Consider the following 16,377-nt stretch of genomic DNA (forward strand, 5'->3'; position numbering starts at 1 on the left):
CCAGTTCAGCGATCCAGCCCCTGATCACGGCCTCGTTCACCCGCCCGGCAGGAAGACCGAAGGACAGGACCGGTGCAACGACCACACCGGCCGCACTCGGCGAAGCGTTTACAGCAGCGTTTACAGCCGGCGGTGCAGGGACAGCCAAGGGTGCCGGGACGGGGCAGCGGACCACCGCGGTGGAGGGCGCCGGGACAGCCGGCGGTGCAGGGACAGCCAAGGGTGCCGGGACGGGGCAGTGGACCAACGCGGTGGAGGGTGCCGGCGAAGTGTGTGGTGTTTCGCTGGTTCCGGTGCTTGTTCTATTACTTTCGAACATATCTTCAGTTTAGTCTTGTTGGTTAGAACGGACAATAGTATATGGGGTCTGTGGACAACGAATTCTCACGGTTATTGGTGCCGATTACGGGGCCGGACCGCGCAGGTCCCTACACCGCCGTATGCCGGGCTCGGTCGATAACGGAATCTGCGGCCGTTTCGTACCATAGCTGCGGATATGGAAGACTACAACGGTAAGGAAGGTTGTCCGAGCGGCCGATGGAGCTGGTCTTGAAAACCAGTGTGCGGTGACCCCGTACCGCGAGTTCGAATCTCGCACCTTCCGCCAAGCGTGCATCGCATAACAGGCGCTCCTGCAATTCGCGCCCTGCTCAGGGGAACCGGGCGGCTGGACCTCGAGGTCCAGCCGCCCGGTTTTTTCTATTAACGGTTACGGGATGGCTGACACCATCGGTGCCAGAATGTCCTCCGCGATCTGGTCTGAGTCCTGCAGTGTCCGGTAGCCGCTGCGGTACTGCGCTTTCGATTCCGCCGCAATCGCGATGCCCCACTGAGTCGAAGAGAGTTGAAGACCCAACACGTAAAGACCTTCGATTCCCCGCCCGCTTGCACCTACCGACCGGTAGGGCGGAGCTGTTACTTCCAGACCGCTCGTCACGACCGGCTCACCGTCCGCCGCGATCATGATCCGCGGCCGGGCCAGACCGTCCGTCAGCAGACCTTCCAGTAGCTGCGAGCGGTTCATGAGAACCTGATTTGCCGGCGCCAGCGCCTCGATCATGTTCCGTGCCCGCAGTGGCTCAGCTTTCACCCATGGTGAAACGACGGTGAAGGTTCCGTCCGCCGGATCAATCCCGAACACCGGATCCGGGCCAACAAACCGGACGACGCCGGCACGCGACAGTGCGGCCAGCTGTTCCATCCGCAGTGCTGGTGGTCCGCTGGCAAGTCCTTCTATAAAGGATTCGAACCAGCCGCGAAGGCCGCCGAGCCACGACTCGCCGGTGATGCCGCCGTCGGCCACCAAAATCTTGATCACGGCCCGTCCCGCGTTCAGCACTCCAATGGCCATCTTGACAGGATCATCTTCCCCCGCCAAACAAGCACGCGCGTCCGCCTGGAGGTACGTCTCCACAGCCGCGTCGAACTCTTCATGTGTGGCGAAGGTCCGTTGCGCGAAGGGCCTGGCCAATCCCAACAGATTCAGCCGCCGCGAAACCGGCACGCACGCTGCTACCAGCGCGTCGACGTCGTCCGCCCATCCGATCCCCCGTCCAGGGCGGGAAAGGATGTCGTCCAGGACGGACAGAAAATCAGCACGGTCGACGCTGCTTGGTTCCGCCCTGACCAGGGTCCGGTAATACGCCCAGAGCGCGTCGCGGTGCAGCAGCGGCCAGAGGTCCTGATCGAATCCCGGCTGGAGGCCGCCTACGGCCAGAGCCGCGACCGTTTCCTCGGTAAAAAAGCGCAGGCTGACGCTCTGCGGATAGTACGTAGCGAGGGCGGATTTAGCCCGGTATGGGGCTCCTCTGCGGGAGGCGGCCAGAATCAGCGGTTCGCGTCCGGACGGGACGTAGTTCAGCGCTTCCCCGCCGCTGCTGACCGCCCGGTCCCCCGGCTCCTCGTTCGGGTCAAACCGTCCCCCACGGCCTTCCGTGAGCTGCCCTACGACATCGAAAAAGTTCAGTCCCATCCCGCGGACAAGGACCGGCTCTCCGCCGGGTACCTCGCCCCAGTCCACGTCATTGGGAACGGCGGGTGGCCAGTAGCGCAGGCCGGATTTTCGCGCACCGTCTGCCAGCCGCTGCTGCGCGGGGTTCAACCGTGCCGGCAGGTGCCCCAGGGCGAGCACCACATTATCGGCGCTCAGCTCATCGCCGTTAGCGAGTTCGACGACGAACCTGGCCGCCGCCGTCGGCCGCCCCCGGCGAATCCGGACCGCAGTGGTCTGATGGATCCGAACCTGGATGCCCGCCGGGGCACCGTCCACGAGCGCCGTAAAGGTGCTGCGCAGGTATCTTCCGTAGAGGGCGCGGCTGGGGAAACCTTCAGTGTTCAGTTGCTTGAGTTCAGCAACGTCGGCTGCACTGAGATCAGCGTCCGGGAACAGTGCTTGTTTCCGGCGCCAGTCATCAAAGCTGGCGTCCCTCAGGGTTTGAACACTTAGCCCCTGATCCGGAATGACGGTAGGGAAGAACGCGGGCGTGTTCATCAGATAGAGCCGTGACTGGTCCGTTCGCCATACGTGACCGGGGCCCGCTGGATAGGGATCAACCAGATGAATCTCCAGATGGTGCCGCTCGTCGGGACTCGACGCATAACGGGCCAACAGCCGCTCCAGGACAGACGTTCCACGAGGACCTGCACCCACAATCACCACCCGGAGCCCGCTCGCGTCAACCATTATTCGAGCCTAATGGACCAGTTCCCCACCGCGTGACGCCGCTGTTCGCCGGCGGGCACAAGGACCCAGCCGAAACCGCAGCGGCGTTTTGCTTTGCGACAGCACTTTTAGGTAACCTTGAAACGCTGGCTTCGGGCTTCTACCGGGGCCAGCACTGGAGACGTGCCAGAGCGGCCGAATGGGCTTCACTGCTAATGAAGTGTGGGGCACAACTCCACCGGGGGTTCAAATCCCCCCGTCTCCGCAGTAAATAAGGCACCCCCGATGATTCGGGGGTGCCTTTCTGCTTTCCGCAGGACGCCGCTATCCTGCCTGGGCGAGCACGAGTGGCAGGACCGCGCCGGCGCCTGCCTGACGCAATGCACGGCCGGCGACGGTGAGCGTCCATCGGCTGTCCACCAGGTCGTCGATCAGCAGGACGGGTTGGCCGGCAAAAGGTGCCAGGGCGCCGATCAGGTCCGGTCCGGCTCCGATCCGTTCCCAGACCCCGGCCAGGCGGTAGGCGCTATTGCCGCCGCGCTGGCCCGTGGGCCCGGAATGCTGCAGGTCCATCTGCCCAAGCAGCGGGAGCCGCCCGATCGAGGAAATTCCTTCCGCCAGCGAGCGAACCAGCCGTGGCCTGCGGCGGGACGGGACAGTTACCACGGCAACGGGACGCCCGGCACCGTCCCAGCCTGCCTGCCCCCAGTCCCGGAGAACGCCGATGCAAGCCTGCAGCAGGGCCGGGTCAATCTCCAGATCTTCGGATTCTGCGGCGAACAAGCCACGCAAAGCTCCGCCCCAGCCCAGGTCCGTCAACCGCGACAGCGCCCGGCCGGTCCCGTTCTGTTCCTCGGCTTTCAGTTTCCCCTTCACCGGCACACCAAGCCGGTCCATGCCGCTGGGCCATTGCATGCGCGGTTCGATAGTCACACCGGCTCGGCGCAACGACTCCCCCGCCCTCGAGACCGCCGAGGTATCCACAGCGGCGGAGAACCAACGGCCGGTGCAATTATCGCAGCGCCCGCACGGAGCGGCTGTGTCATCATCGAGGGCCGCGGCTAGATACTCCATCCGGCAGCCATTGGTTTGTTCATAAACGACCATCGAGTCCTGCTCATTCACCCGCGCGGCCGCGATCCGTTCGTAGCGTTCCCTGTCGTAGACCCAGCCCCGCTCCGTCGACTGCCAGCCACCCGCCACCCGCTCCACGGCGCCGTCGACCGCCAGTACTTTCAGGAGCAATTCCAACGGTGTACGGCGCAAATCCACCCGGGCTTCGAGGGCCACGGTGGAGACCGGCCGACCCGCGTCGGCGAGCGCTTCGAGTACGGCCGATGCCTTCCCTTCGGAGGGCATAGATGCCGTCGCGAAGTACTGCCAGATGTCCTTGTCTTCACTGCCCGGCAACAAAAGCACGTCCGCGTTCGCCGAACCGCGCCCGGCACGGCCGACTTGCTGGTAATACGCCACCGGAGAGGACGGCGCCCCGAGGTGCAGAACGAAGCCCAGGTCAGGTTTATCGAAGCCCATCCCCAGTGCGCTGGTCGCGACCAGCGCCTTGACTTGGTTGCCCTTGAGCTTCTGCTCGGCAAGCTCACGGTCCATCGGGTCCGTCCGCCCCGTGTAAGCCAAGACCTCGTGCCCGGCTTCGGCGAGCATTCTGGCGGTATCCTCCGCTGCGGAGACGGTGAGGGTGTAGATGATCCCGCTGCCTGGAAGTTCGGCCAGGTGAGTGAGCAGCCAGCCCAATCGGTCCCGCGAATCCGGCAGCCGGAGGACGCCCAAACGCAATGATTCACGTGCCAAACCCCCGCGGATAGTAAATACGCCGGCGCCCAGCTGCTCCTCAATATCAGCAACAACACGGGAGTTTGCCGTGGCCGTGGTGGCGAGCACCGGCACGGTAGCGGGCAGCTGGGCGATCAGGTCGGCAATCCGGCGGTAATCCGGCCTGAAATCGTGCCCCCAGTCGGAGATACAGTGTGCTTCATCGATCACCAGCAGGCCCGTGCGCCGAATCAGCTCGGGCAGTTGGTTTTCCCGGAAAGCGGGATTTGTCAGCCGCTCCGGGGACACCAGCAGCACATCCACCTCATCTGCTGCCAGCGCCGCCCGAACCAGGTCCCATTCGGTGGCATTGGCGGAGTTAATCGCCATCGCCCGGACACCGGCCCGCTCGGCAGCAGCCACCTGATCCCGCATCAGCGCCAGCAGGGGTGAAACGATTAAGGTCGGCCCGGCGCCCCGGACCCGCAGCAATAGGGAGGACACAAAGTAGACAGCGGATTTTCCCCAACCGGTGCGCTGGACCACGAGAGCACGCCGGCCCGCCTCCACCAGCGCTTCGATGGCTTCGAACTGCCCATCGTGGAATTGTGCGTCCGGGGAGCCGACCAGTTTGCACAGCAGCGCCAGCGCCTGTTCGTAAAGGGGATGCGCTGCTGCTGAATTGTCGTCTGCATGCCGCGTCTGGGCGGCTGCGGCGCCGGTTCCGGGACTGGGAGATGAGGGCGTGCTGGTCTGCTGGGTCATTCCTTAAGTATTCCAGCCGCCACAGACATCCGGGATTTCGCCGCCGAGCGGCTGTGGATATCACCTGCCATAATCAAGGCTTAGCTGCGGCTTCAAAAGCTTCCGGAGCTCTGCGGATATCCGACCGGCAACTCGCCGTCGTTCCCTACTGAATCTCCCCTCTGGCACCCGCGGCCGGACGCTTGTAGTCTCGACAGTGGCGATGGGTTGCTTAGGGAAGCGGGTACCAGGCTGATGTTGACTACTCCCGAAGCTGACGGCAGCAGCACTTTGTTGCCGCAAGCGTATTACGAATTGTCGGTGGAACAGGCCGGGCCGACGGCGGACGGTCAGCTTTTGTACCACCGGCGCCTGAGCCTTGCAGGACCGGTTTGCCGAGGCACCGGTAAGCATCGGGACCGATTATGCAGCCCTGCCGCTGTATTTAGCCGGGAAATGAATGGCGCAGAAGCGGCAACGCACTGTAGTGTCGGTATCGGTGATGGATCCCGCCGGGGCCGCAATGCGGTCCGAACCGCTCACACGCTAATGGTTCCTACCTTTGCTCCATGAAGGTAGGTGATTTATGCCCGGGACCGGAACCCTGATTCTCTTGCGGCACGGCCAAAGCGTGTTCAACGCCGAGGGCCGTTTTACCGGTCTGCTGGACCCTCCCCTGACCGCCCGGGGACGTTCGGAGGCGGTCTACGCCGCAACTCTGATATCCGGATTTGGTCTTCATCTTGATGACGTCTTCACCTCGACCCTGATGCGCGCGGTACGGACGGCCGAAATTGTCACCGAGTGCCTGGGACTGTCCCCCATGCCACGGAAGGTGTGGCAATTGAATGAGCGCAACTACGGGTCACTGACCGGACGGCTCAAGTCGGAGCTGCTGGCCGAGTTCGGTCCCGACGTCCTGCATTTCTGGCGTCGTTCCCTGTACGGCGCACCGCCCCCGATGGACGCGGAGGCCTTGGGTGAACTCTGGCGTACCCCGGCGCTTGCCCAGCTTCCGGCCCGCGCCGTCCGGGGCACCGAATCCCTGTGTGAAGTGTTGAAGCGGGTCCGCGAATTCTGGCATCAGCACTTACGCCGCCAGCTGTTGTCGGGCCGTCATGCGCTGATTGTGGGGCACGGGAACTCGCTGCGGGCCCTTTGCCTGCTGCTGGATGGGCTCAGTGAGGGTGAAGTGGAACGGCTCAATTTCCCCACCGGGCATCCGCTGGTGTACGAGCTGGATGAACGTGCCCGGCCGCTGGAACGCGGCGGGATATATCTGGATCCGCAGGCGGCGCGGTCCGCGGCCAAACAGGTCACCGCCGAAGGTGGAACCTGAAGCTGGATAGGAGAAGAGAATGAGCACACTCGCTTTCACCGGCGCCCGGGCGCTGCAGATCCTGGATTCACGGGGGTTTCCGACCCTGCGGGTGCAAATTAGGGACGACGCCGGAGACCACTTTTATGCTTCGGCTCCTTCCGGGGCTTCCACGGGCTCCCATGAAGCCGTGGAATTGCGCGACGGCGGCACCGCCTGGTCCGGGCGCGGAGTAACAAAGGCCGTGCGCTCGGTGACCGGAGAGATCAACACGCTGCTGACCTCCCGGGAATGGGACAGCCAAAGCACCGTGGACAACGCCCTGCGCGAACTCGACGGGACGGCGGAGAAATCCAGGTTGGGTGCCAACGCGCTGGTCGCTGTTTCCATGGCCGCCTCGAGGGCATTTGCAGCTCATGATAGAGCGTCACTACACACGTGGATTGCGTCAACGGTAGGCTGCTCACAACGGCTGCCCGTTCCGCATTTCAACGTGCTCAATGGCGGTCAGCATGCTGCCAATGCCCTCGCCTTCCAGGAATTCATGATTGCACCCGTAGGTGCTACGACGTTGCCGGACGCCGTGGAATGGGGGGCAGACATTTACCATGCCCTGGGGAGCATCCTGCGTAAAAAAGGCATGGCGACCGGGCTCGGTGACGAGGGCGGCTATGCGCCGGAGATTTCCCGGCCGGAACAGGCCCTGGATCTCATTGTCGAGGCTATTGAGACCGCAGGACACCGGACCGGCGCCGGCGATGTGGCAATCGCGCTGGATCCGGCCGCGAACTACTTCTTTCACGATGGCCGGTACCTCGTCGGGGAACAGAGCTTCAGCACCACCGAGTTGGTCACGTATTATGAAAAACTGCTCGACAACTATCCGATCCGGAGCCTGGAGGATCCGTTGGCGGAGGACGATCCCAACGGCTGGCCGGAGCTGACCGCCGCGCTCGGCTCCCGGATCCAAATCGTTGGAGATGATCTCCTCGTCACCTCCGCCGCACGTGTGCAGGCCGCAATTGCCTCCGCGTCCGCGAATGCCGTATTAATCAAGCCGAACCAGGTCGGAACTGTCAGTGAAACGTTTGACACGCTTCGCGCGGCCGCCCAGGGTGGTTTCACCGCCATGGTCTCGCACCGCTCCGGTGAGACCATGGACAGCTTCGTGGCCGATCTGGCTGTCGGGGCAGGTTGCGGCCAGCTCAAGGCCGGAGCACCGGCGCGCGGCGAGAGGGTTGCCAAGTACAACCGGCTGCTGGAAATCGCCGACGAGGATCCAGCTCTGTCCTACGGGCTGGCAACCCCAATGAACCAGGGGAATCAACATGACTAGGCCAAGCCACAGCCCAGAACCGGAGCGGCCCTTCGCTCCCCTGAGAATTTCCGGTCCGGTTCTGGCCGGAGTGATTCCACGCCAGCCGGGCGTCGTGCTGCACCGTGCCGCGGAGCTGGCCTTCAGCATGGGAGTTGAGCTTATTTGCGCGTATGTGGACGTCTCCAGCTACCGGGTGAGGGACGATGGAGAGGGCCATGTCGAAACCATGCCGATCGATCCGGATGGAGTCGACGACGATCCGGATGGCGTGTCTGCTGACCTCAAAAACCGGCTGGCCGTTAAACTGGCACCCTACGAAGGGATGAGCTGGTCCCTGACCACCCTGGCCGGAGATCCGTCCCGTGCCCTGGGCAGGCTCGCCGAAAGCGTCAATGCCTCACTGATCGTGGTCGGTACCCGCGAACACGGCATCGGTGCACGGCTGGAGGACCTGCTCATAGGGTCCGTCGCTGTCCACCTGACCCACCGTCAGCACCGGCCGGTGCTGGTGGTTCCGCTCAATCCACATACGGCAGGAGCCGAAGCTTAATGGCCGACCCCATAGACCATCAAATGGAGTCCGCCGCGGCTCTGCCCGTGGACAGCGATGTGGACGCACTGGCGCCGCGGCACCGGCCGCTTCATCTCAAAGTGCGGTACGTGGCTTTGGTTGCATTGGGCGGTGCTGTCGGAGCGTTGGCCCGGTACGCGCTGACTACCGTCCTCCCCGCACCGCAGGGATGGCCATTGCCAACACTGCTGGTCAACTTGGCCGGGGCTTTTGCTTTGGGCGCCTTATTAGAGGGACTCTCCCGCCGCGGACCGGATGCAGGAAGATTGCGGGTGGCCCGTCTGCTGGCTGGAACCGGGTTTATGGGTGCATTCACCACCTACAGCACGCTGGCGCTGGACGCCGTCCATCTTTTCGGTGACGACAGGATTGGCGCAGCATTCCTGTACTTGGCCGCGAGTCTGTTCGGCGGAGCAGCTGCGACCATTCTCGGAATCTGGGCGGCCGCCGGGCATCACCGGGCCGTGAGTCGCCGCAGCCCCGTTACTGCGCCGGGCCACGGGACAGGAACGAGCATCGGAATGAAGTCTTGATCATTGCCCTGCTTGCCGCCGCCGGAGGACTTGGTGCTGCGCTGCGGTTCATTGTTGATGGGTTGGTTCGTGCCCGCGTCCGGGCCGCGCTTCCGGTCGGTACGATGCTGATCAACATCACGGGTTCATTGTTGCTCGGCTTCCTCGCCGGACTGGTCCTGGCGCATCAGGTTCCGTCCGCTCTGCAGACCATCCTCGGCACCGGCCTTTTGGGTGGCTACACCACCTTCAGCACCGCCAGCTTTGAGAGCGTGCGCCTGGTCCAAAGTGGACGCATCGGTTTGGCGCTCCTTAACGGAGTGGGAACGATGATCATGTGTGTGCTGGCTGCGGCTGCCGGACTCGGACTGGCACTACTGGTGTGATCCCGCAGTAGTGCCCGGCTCCACACCGAATCCGGCAGGAAAGAGCGAGAAGGTACAGAAACGGTCCCGTGGACTTCACGATGGCGCCGCCTATCATCAGCCGGTGAAACCTAAACAGGTCCGAGAGGTCTCCGGCAGGCAACTTGACCACGATGCCGGCTCCCGCTGCCTCTTACCCGCACTGATCAGCACCGACAACAGGGTGGGCGTTAAACGGCTACACCAAACCCGGACCGAACGGCGCGACACGAGGACGATCAGGCTGCGACGCGCTAGTGTCCACGTGTCGGGACCTCCTTTCGGTTCAGTCGTGCCAATGCGAGCACAATCAGGGCAGCAACTTGGATCAGTGCCGTGACCAGGATCAGCAAGCCAATACTGGTCTGGTACAGCGCTCCGGCGAGTGTGCCGCCGATCAGGGCGGCGCCGCCAAGGATGGCGGCAAAAATTCCGTACGCGGTCGCGCGGCGGCGTGGCAGGACAAGATCCGCTACCGTGGCGCGGAGCGTGGATTCCTGGACGCCCGTGGCCGCGCCCCATAGCAGCGCGCCGAGCACGACTAGTGGAACGTACAACGTGAACGAGAAGACAGGGATCAGGGCCGAGAGGACCGGCAGGATAATCAGGGCCCGGGGCCCGACGCGGTCATACAGCCATCCGGTGGCCAGCGCGGCCACCGCGTCGGCCGCCATGGCCGCGGCGTAGATCAAGGGTACGGCTGCCGGGGTCAGCAGGTGCCGCTCGACCATGTGGAAAGAGATGACGCCGAAGGTCGCAAAGCCGGCCATCGTCATTCCCGTGAAGACGGCATACACCCAGAACGCGCGCGGCAGCGGAATCCTCGGCGTCGCTGCGGGCGATTCGGTCGGTTCCGACGGCGACGATTCCGACGGCGCCGATGCAGACGGTTCCGCGGCTGCCTGTCCGGCCGTCGCGCCGTCGTCGGCCTGGTTTGCGGACGTGCGGTTTTCGGGGGCACGGACGTCGTCCACCTCGTAGGCCAGCGGATTTGGTACGCGGGAACGCAGCCACACCAGCAGCGCCAGGACCAGGATTCCGGGAATGGCGAGCACCAGCAGGGACGGGCCATATTTCCCGCCGGTGATGGCCAGCATTCCGGCCACCGTCAGCGGGCCGATGACCGCGCCCACCTGGTCCATTGCCTCATGGACAGCGAAGCCGCGTCCGCGTCCAGTCACCGCGGTGGCGTGCGAAAGCATGGTGTCCTTCGCGGGACTTCGCACCGCTTTTCCTACCCGTTCGGCGATCACCAGCAGGCAGGCCACCCAGAGCGCGCCGGCCAGGCCGAGGATGGGAACAGTGATGACCGTCAGCGCATACCCGGCGATAGTGAGCGCCCAAAACCGCTTCGTGCGGTCGGCCAACGGCCCCGAAACCAGCCGCAGGATCAGGGCCGCGGCCTCCCCGGCACCCGTCACGGCGCCGACCACCAGCGCCGACGCGCCGAAGGAGGCCAGCAACGGACCCGTGATGGACCGCGCTCCCTCATAGACAAAGTCAGCGAGCAGGCTCACCGTACCGAAGGTCAGCACGAAGGACCAGGCGCGCATCTGCGGGGTGCCGGCCGCAAGACCTGCCTTGGTCATGCCCGCGCGCCGGTTCGGGTGCTCATTGAGCAGCGCGCCGCTGCTGCCGGCGCCCGCCCAGGTCATCGAGGGTTTGCCACCGGTCACCGGCGTCGCGGTCATCCCCTGGGACGATCACTATGAATCCATAGTTCACCGGCTTGGCGAAAATCATCGGCTCGACGCGGCCCAGATGGAAGACGCAGGCGTCCCAGTCCCATTCAATCTTCAGACACGATCCCATTGGCACGTCGATCACCGCCGTTAGCCTGCCTTGGGCAAAGTCACCGCAGGTGAGCGCTGTATTGAAATTGGTCATGGCATGTCCTCTTTCCTATAACTGCTGCCAGCGGTCAGATCCGGCAGCAATGTACCGTTTCGGATACCGGATCATGCCCGCTGGACCCGCTCCGGGACCTCCGACGTAAAGATCTTTCTGTACAGATCTTCACCGTAGCTGGTGGCCGTGGGCTCGCCGGCAACCAATTTAAAGGTCCGCTTTCCGTCGTCCTGACGCTCGGCCTGCAGGAAGAGAGCCTCCGGCAGATCCTGGCCATAAAGCCCGCGCGCCAGGTCGTATAGATGGGTAACGAAGAAAACCCGTATCCGCGATTTCAGCAGGGCGAGGACAATATCCCTTGCAATGCCGGATCCCTCCCGCTCGTTGGTGGCAGCGAAGGATTCGTTGAAGAGCAGCATGCAGTTCGGCGATATTTCATCCGCAATGGCGCTCATTCTGGCCAGTTCCTCATCGAGTTTCCCGCTGACCAGGCTGGTGTCCTCCTCGCGCTTGTAGTGGGTGAAAATGCCATCACAGACGCTTGAACTGTAATAGGTGGCGACGACGAAGAGGCCTGCCTGCATCATCAGCTGGGCGATCCCGACGCTGCGCAGGAACGTGGATTTACCACCTTCGTTGGCGCCGGTCACCATGACCAGGGCCTTGCCGTCGCCGCCGACGTCATTGCCAACGACCTGTCGGGATGACGTCAGGACCAGGGAGGCATCGCATAGGCCGCACAAAGACAGACAGAGTTCGGCAGTCATGGCCTCCGGTTTCGGCAGGCAGATCTGCTGCCCCTTGCCGCTGAGCTTCTCCCGCAGGTTTAATGCGCCCACATAGAAGCCCAACTCGGCCCGCAGCAGCGAAAAGAAGCTGAGGATGTGGTCATCTGCCCGGGCAAGCGCGTTGGCCACCAGGTTGATCCCCCTGTCTTTGAGTTCGGCCAATGCCCTGAACCCGCTTTCATCCCGGTCGCTGATCTGAAAAGTCAGGGTGGAACGGTCCTGGTTGAAAAGACGCTCCAGCCAGTTTTGCTGGTTCGTTTCCGGGCTGCGCAGTGTGAAGTTGGTTCCCTGATTGGCCTTGCCCAACCCGGCGCTAATCAGCACCCCGTTGCGGAATTCCAGCGTCTTCAGATGATTCGCGATGGTGCTGAAATATTCGTCGTCGAGCTGGTCCGCGAGCATTCCAAAGAAGCGCGTAAAGCCGGGTGAGCGGAAGGACGTTGCATTGTCATCGGCCACCTGCCGCAGCTTACGGAGGACTTTTACCAGTATTTTCAGCGACTCCATCGACGTCCGCAGGACGGAACTTGGGTAATTACTGAAAATGCTGTGATAGACATGCTTCTCGGCTTCGATCGCCTCCACGGCCAGCGAATAAAGCTGCCGGATAACGGCTGGCTGCTCAAGACAATCGATCAGTATTTGCTGGCGGTATTCAATGGCCTGCGGCGTCTTCAGAATGCCCAACAGGCCTCTGCCTGCAATATCCCGGAGGAATTCGTCACCGCCGGCCATCGCGTCCAGAATTACGCCGAGCTCCAGGTCCTGGTAAAGCTCCTTAGCATTTTTTCCCAACGCGGCGGAAACATCGAAGTCTTGGTCGGGATACATCAAATAAGCCTTCATGATCCAATCCTTTCCGTTAGCCTGCCGTACGTCAGTGAGTATTTCTCCGCCAGGACCAAGGCGTAGGCCATCCCATTTGCCGGCCTTCGTTCGAGCTTAAAAGTGCGGACGGCGGGATTATCCGGGACGACGGTACTGACCATGCTCACGGTGCTCCCGCTCAACGCCGCCAATTCATCGATGAAGGTCACGCATACACAGAGCAAGTCCCGGTCTACTATCTGCGTCAATACTTCGCGGCACAAGAACACGGCGTCGGACAAGGTGGTGGAGGTGAAGATTTCATTCAAAATGACGATGCTGTTTGACGTCGCCTGGTTCAGGACGTCATGGACGCGGACCAGATCATCGGTCAATTTCCCTCTGAGGTCCTTAAGGTCTTCTTCCCGCTCGAAGTGCGTGAGGATCCGGTCCGGCAGAAATAGTTTCGCTTGCCCGCCCGGTACGGGGTACCCCAGACTTGCCAAATAGTGGAGCTGCCCGAAGGTGCGGGCGAAAGTTGTTTTGCCGCCCTGATTAGGACCGGAAACAACGAAAATCCGTTCCGTACCGGTAAGGGAGAAGTCATTGCATACCACTGGAGCATTCTTTTTCACCAGCGTATCCGCCAGTGCCAGATCGAACGTGTCCTGCACCAATTCCTCCTTCGACGTCTGGGACACTTGTGGATAGCAGAACTGCAGCCCATGTTCCTGGAGCAGTTTCAGCTCCGCGAGATACGCCAGATAAAACTGCACCTCACGGTCAAACCTGTCAATCGTGGGGTCCACGAAGTCCAAGTTGCGGTTGTTGAACAGATCAAGCGCTGCAAACACCTCGGGGAAGAGCTTCGCGACGCGGTCCAGGACCATGGCTTCCACATGATTCATCTCCAAATAGACGGACGTTTTTGCGCAGTGGTCTTTGGCAGCCCGCTGCTGGAATCTCCGGAACGTCTGTTCGACTTCGACGCTGTAGTCGCGTTCAGATTTGTATGGGGCAACGGTGACCCGGCCGCCCTTGATCCGGAAGCAATACTGCATCCCGGCCAGGTCGGTCCTGAGATTCTTCGCTTCGGCCGCCAGCGTGCGAAAGTACTCCGACGCAACGTAGCCGCTCAAAAACTTACGGAGCGCAGCAAAGCCGGCCGAACCGACGTCGGCCCTCTGCAGGGCAGCGAGGAGTGTGTTCACCGCCGCGCAGTAGATTTCCACCGTTTCCAGGAACAATGCCTCCCGCTGTCCCTGGTAAGAGAGCTTGGCGCCCTGCTCGAGCTGGTCGCGCATACTGCGCATGGTTTCGGCGAATAGTTCTATTCCGGCCAGCAGTCCACCGGTCCGGAGATCACGCATGATCCCGTGACGATACTTGATTGACTGAACGCTGGTCAGCGGCATGTAAAAGTAAGGCTTGAGCCCGTAGGCTTCGCGGCCGGCCGTGACGGTGTCAATGATCTGGCTCAGCTGCAGGTCTGTCAGGAAGGCCGCCTGCAGCACGACGTCCGGCGCGGGCGCTACGGGCGCCGGATTCTCAAAAAGGATGCTCTGAAAGGTCATGGCACGTGCCCTATCCGTAAGAATCGGACAGGAACCATAAGCCTGGTGGCAGTTGGAACCGGGATAACCGGTTCGGGCGGGATCCATCGCCTTCATTGCCATAATACAGCTACGCTTAGGGGCGTGACTACTACAAACATCGATCTTTCAGCATCGTTTAAGGCCTACGACGTCCGCGGGATCGTTGGCGAAACGATTACGACGGAGATTGTCCAGGCAATCGGCGCCGCCTTTGTGGATGTCCTGGAGCTGGCCGGACAAACCGTCCTGGTGGGCGGCGATATGCGCCCCTCCTCGCCGGAATTCTGTGCTGCTTTTGCCAAGGGCGCCACCGCCCGCGGCGCGGACGTGAAGCTGCTCAACCTGATCTCCACTGACGAGCTGTACTTCGCCTGCGGATCCCTCAAGGCCGCCGGTGCGATGTTTACCGCGAGCCACAACCCGGCCGAATACAATGGCATTAAAATGGCCAAGGCCGGCGCGATTCCAGTGTCTTCCGAAACCGGACTGACCGAAATCCGCGGACTGAGTGAAAAGTACCTCGCGGGGGGCATCCCCACTATCGGCTCCACCGGCAGCATCAGTGAGCACGATGTACTCCGGGACTACGCGGAATATCTGCGCAATCTGGTTGACCTGACCGGCTCCCGGCCGTTGAAAGTCGTGGTCGACGCCGGGAACGGCATGGCCGGTCTTACTACGCCGGCGGTACTGGGCGGGCGGTTGCTTCCGGCCCTGCCGTTCGAGATAGTCCCGCTGTACTTTGAGCTCGACGGGACTTTTCCGAATCATCCCGCCAACCCGCTGGAGCCGGCAAACCTGCGCGACCTGCAGGCCGCCGTCGTCGCCCACGGCGCGGACATTGGTCTCGCATTCGACGGCGACGCCGACCGTTGCTTTGTCATCGACGAAAAGGGCGATCCGGTATCCCCTTCCGCCATCACCGCCCTCGTCGCGCGCCGCGAAATCGCGCGGGCCAAGGCAGGCTCCGCGGTGCACGCCCCGGAGACAACCCCCGTCATCATTCACAACCTGATCACCTCCCGCGCAGTCCCCGAACTTGTCACAGCAGACGGCGGTCATCCAGTCCGCACGCGGGTTGGACATTCCTTCATCAAAGCCCAGATGGCGTCCGAGGGTGCCGTATTCGGCGGCGAACATTCAGCGCATTACTACTTCCGCGACTTCTTCAATGCAGATACGGGCATGCTGGCCGCCATGCACGTCCTGGCCGCACTCGGCGAACAGGATGGCCCGCTGTCGGAGCTGGGACGTGAGTACGAGCCTTATGTTTCCTCCGGCGAGGTCAACTCCAAGGTGACCGATGTGCCGGCAGCGGTGGCGCGGGTACGATCGGCCTACGGGCGCGACGGCGTCACCATCGACGAGCTCGATGGCCTCACCTTCACGGCAGACAACGGGGACTGGTGGTTCAATCTGCGCGCCTCCAACACCGAACCGTACCTTCGGCTCAATGCCGAAGCCCTCGACGCCGCGACCATGGAATCGGTGCGCGACGACGTCATTGCGTTAGTGCGGCAGCCGTGACCGGGCAGCAGCCGGAGCAGGCACCGGAAGGGATGATTAAGCCCGACGACGCGACCCGGGACGATCTTAATAAGCTGCTGGGCACCGCGCTCGGCATGGCGCAGGAGCAGTTGGCGGCGCATGGCGCCTTCCTGCCGGTCGGCTTGGCTGTGGGGGACGACGGCGAGATCCGAATGATCTCTGTGGTGCCCGAAGAGGGCGCGTTGGAGGCGGACATAGCCCAGGATGCGGAGTTGGACGCCGATGCGCTGATCGCCGATCTCTATGAGGTGCTGCGGCAGCAAAAGGACGTGCACCGGGCGGCCGCCGTCATCTGCGACATCCATTTGCCCGAAGAGGGCACGGACGCAATCCACGTCGTCACCGAGCACCGCAGCGGCATTTCGGTCGCCGCGGTTCAGGCCTACACGCCGCCGGAGTCCGCGGCCGCGAAGGGGACGGAACAGGCCGGCTGGACGTTCAGCGTCCCGGTCTGGGAGGCCGAAGAGATGCGGATCTGGATCTGACCAGGTC

Annotated in this window: 13 protein-coding genes, 2 tRNA genes, 1 pseudogene and 2 riboswitches; of the genes and pseudogenes, 10 read left to right on the top strand and 6 right to left on the bottom strand. The window is 62.8% G+C overall.

Translation table 11 applies throughout. The annotated features are described in order from the left end of the window. Both IV500_RS11780 and IV500_RS11785 read left to right on the top strand, forming a co-directional pair. A pseudogene (locus IV500_RS11780) lies at nucleotides 1-332 on the top strand (hypothetical protein); the annotation flags it as partial. Nucleotides 333-516: 184 nt separating this feature from the next. Beyond that, nucleotides 517-607: transfer RNA gene (locus IV500_RS11785), tRNA-Ser, on the top strand. A gap of 102 nt (nucleotides 608-709) precedes the next feature. On the opposite strand, the gene IV500_RS11790 is transcribed toward IV500_RS11785, so the two are convergent. Next, on the bottom strand, nucleotides 710-2,683 hold the full coding sequence (locus IV500_RS11790) for an FAD/NAD(P)-binding protein (protein ID WP_196397013.1): 1,974 nt from the start codon (nucleotides 2,681-2,683) through the stop codon (nucleotides 710-712). Nucleotides 2,684-2,839: 156 nt separating this feature from the next. Between IV500_RS11790 and IV500_RS11795 the strand changes: the two genes are divergently transcribed. Beyond that, a tRNA-Ser gene (locus IV500_RS11795) sits at nucleotides 2,840-2,927 on the top strand. 59 nt (nucleotides 2,928-2,986) lie between these two features. Here the strand turns inward: IV500_RS11795 and IV500_RS11800 are convergent. Beyond that, nucleotides 2,987-5,197: a RecQ family ATP-dependent DNA helicase gene (locus tag IV500_RS11800; protein ID WP_196397014.1), complete on the bottom strand. Its 2,211-nt coding sequence runs from the start codon at nucleotides 5,195-5,197 to the stop codon at nucleotides 2,987-2,989. 468 nt (nucleotides 5,198-5,665) lie between these two features. Continuing rightward, nucleotides 5,666-5,742: riboswitch (Fluoride riboswitch) on the top strand. Nucleotides 5,743-5,762: 20 nt separating this feature from the next. On the opposite strand from IV500_RS11800, the gene IV500_RS11805 reads away from it, so the two are divergent. From IV500_RS11805 to crcB, 5 genes are read left to right on the top strand one after another with little or no spacing between them, the layout of a single operon-like run. Continuing rightward, nucleotides 5,763-6,515, top strand: coding sequence for a 2,3-bisphosphoglycerate-dependent phosphoglycerate mutase (locus IV500_RS11805; protein ID WP_196397015.1), 753 nt, complete (start codon nucleotides 5,763-5,765; stop codon nucleotides 6,513-6,515). A 19-nt stretch (nucleotides 6,516-6,534) separates the two neighbouring features. Continuing rightward, nucleotides 6,535-7,830: a phosphopyruvate hydratase gene (eno, locus tag IV500_RS11810; RefSeq protein ID WP_196397016.1), complete on the top strand. Its 1,296-nt coding sequence runs from the start codon at nucleotides 6,535-6,537 to the stop codon at nucleotides 7,828-7,830. After that, on the top strand, nucleotides 7,823-8,362 hold the full coding sequence (locus tag IV500_RS11815) for a universal stress protein (protein ID WP_196397017.1): 540 nt from the start codon (nucleotides 7,823-7,825) through the stop codon (nucleotides 8,360-8,362). Before eno ends, IV500_RS11815 begins: the two co-directional genes overlap by 8 nt. After that, nucleotides 8,362-8,916 carry a fluoride efflux transporter FluC gene (locus tag IV500_RS11820; RefSeq protein ID WP_230854870.1) on the top strand — a complete coding sequence of 185 codons (555 nt, stop codon included), beginning with the start codon at nucleotides 8,362-8,364 and terminating at the stop codon, nucleotides 8,914-8,916. Before IV500_RS11815 ends, IV500_RS11820 begins: the two co-directional genes overlap by 1 nt. Continuing rightward, nucleotides 8,913-9,281: a fluoride efflux transporter CrcB gene (crcB, locus tag IV500_RS11825; RefSeq protein ID WP_196397018.1), complete on the top strand. Its 369-nt coding sequence runs from the start codon at nucleotides 8,913-8,915 to the stop codon at nucleotides 9,279-9,281. The genes IV500_RS11820 and crcB overlap by 4 nt, the downstream gene beginning before the upstream one ends. 272 nt (nucleotides 9,282-9,553) lie before the next feature. On the opposite strand, the gene IV500_RS11830 is transcribed toward crcB, so the two are convergent. The 4 genes from IV500_RS11830 to IV500_RS11845 all read right to left on the bottom strand — a co-directional run bounded on the left by IV500_RS11830 (nucleotide 9,554) and on the right by IV500_RS11845 (nucleotide 14,316). Then, nucleotides 9,554-10,954: an MFS transporter gene (locus IV500_RS11830; protein WP_230854871.1), complete on the bottom strand. Its 1,401-nt coding sequence runs from the start codon at nucleotides 10,952-10,954 to the stop codon at nucleotides 9,554-9,556. After that, a complete protein-coding gene (locus IV500_RS11835) occupies nucleotides 10,911-11,186 on the bottom strand; it encodes a hypothetical protein (protein ID WP_196397019.1) in 276 nt (91 codons plus the stop codon). The genes IV500_RS11830 and IV500_RS11835 overlap by 44 nt, the downstream gene beginning before the upstream one ends. Nucleotides 11,187-11,257: 71 nt before the next feature. After that, nucleotides 11,258-12,781, bottom strand: coding sequence for a MutS-related protein (locus IV500_RS11840; protein WP_196397020.1), 1,524 nt, complete (start codon nucleotides 12,779-12,781; stop codon nucleotides 11,258-11,260). Further along, on the bottom strand, nucleotides 12,778-14,316 hold the full coding sequence (locus IV500_RS11845; protein ID WP_196397021.1) for a MutS-related protein: 1,539 nt from the start codon (nucleotides 14,314-14,316) through the stop codon (nucleotides 12,778-12,780). Before IV500_RS11845 ends, IV500_RS11840 begins: the two co-directional genes overlap by 4 nt. 21 nt (nucleotides 14,317-14,337) lie before the next feature. Then, nucleotides 14,338-14,416: riboswitch (Fluoride riboswitch) on the bottom strand. A gap of 23 nt (nucleotides 14,417-14,439) precedes the next feature. Here IV500_RS11845 and IV500_RS11850 point away from each other — a divergent pair. After that, entirely contained in the window at nucleotides 14,440-15,864 is a 1,425-nt protein-coding gene (locus tag IV500_RS11850; RefSeq protein ID WP_196397022.1) for a phosphomannomutase/phosphoglucomutase, read from the top strand. Then, on the top strand, nucleotides 15,861-16,370 hold the full coding sequence (locus IV500_RS11855) for a hypothetical protein (RefSeq protein ID WP_196397023.1): 510 nt from the start codon (nucleotides 15,861-15,863) through the stop codon (nucleotides 16,368-16,370). Before IV500_RS11850 ends, IV500_RS11855 begins: the two co-directional genes overlap by 4 nt. The last annotated feature ends 7 nt before the right edge of the window (nucleotides 16,371-16,377 follow it).

This window comes from Arthrobacter terrae, assembly GCF_015708085.1.
In the GTDB taxonomy this organism is placed as follows: domain Bacteria; phylum Actinomycetota; class Actinomycetes; order Actinomycetales; family Micrococcaceae; genus Arthrobacter_M; species Arthrobacter_M terrae.

Bases quoted from the DNA above. Each gene is read 5' to 3' on its own strand.
- IV500_RS11790 (WP_196397013.1), bottom strand. From the start codon at position 2,683: ATGGTTGACGCGAGCGGGCTCCGGGTGGTGATTGTGGGTGCAGGTCCT.
- IV500_RS11800 (WP_196397014.1), bottom strand. From the start codon at position 5,197: ATGACCCAGCAGACCAGCACGCCCTCATCTCCCAGTCCCGGAACCGGC.
- IV500_RS11805 (WP_196397015.1), top strand. From the start codon at position 5,763: ATGCCCGGGACCGGAACCCTGATTCTCTTGCGGCACGGCCAAAGCGTG.
- eno (WP_196397016.1), top strand. From the start codon at position 6,535: ATGAGCACACTCGCTTTCACCGGCGCCCGGGCGCTGCAGATCCTGGAT.
- IV500_RS11815 (WP_196397017.1), top strand. From the start codon at position 7,823: ATGACTAGGCCAAGCCACAGCCCAGAACCGGAGCGGCCCTTCGCTCCC.
- IV500_RS11820 (WP_230854870.1), top strand. From the start codon at position 8,362: ATGGCCGACCCCATAGACCATCAAATGGAGTCCGCCGCGGCTCTGCCC.
- IV500_RS11830 (WP_230854871.1), bottom strand. From the start codon at position 10,954: ATGACCTGGGCGGGCGCCGGCAGCAGCGGCGCGCTGCTCAATGAGCAC.
- IV500_RS11835 (WP_196397019.1), bottom strand. From the start codon at position 11,186: ATGACCAATTTCAATACAGCGCTCACCTGCGGTGACTTTGCCCAAGGC.
- IV500_RS11840 (WP_196397020.1), bottom strand. From the start codon at position 12,781: ATGAAGGCTTATTTGATGTATCCCGACCAAGACTTCGATGTTTCCGCC.
- IV500_RS11845 (WP_196397021.1), bottom strand. From the start codon at position 14,316: ATGACCTTTCAGAGCATCCTTTTTGAGAATCCGGCGCCCGTAGCGCCC.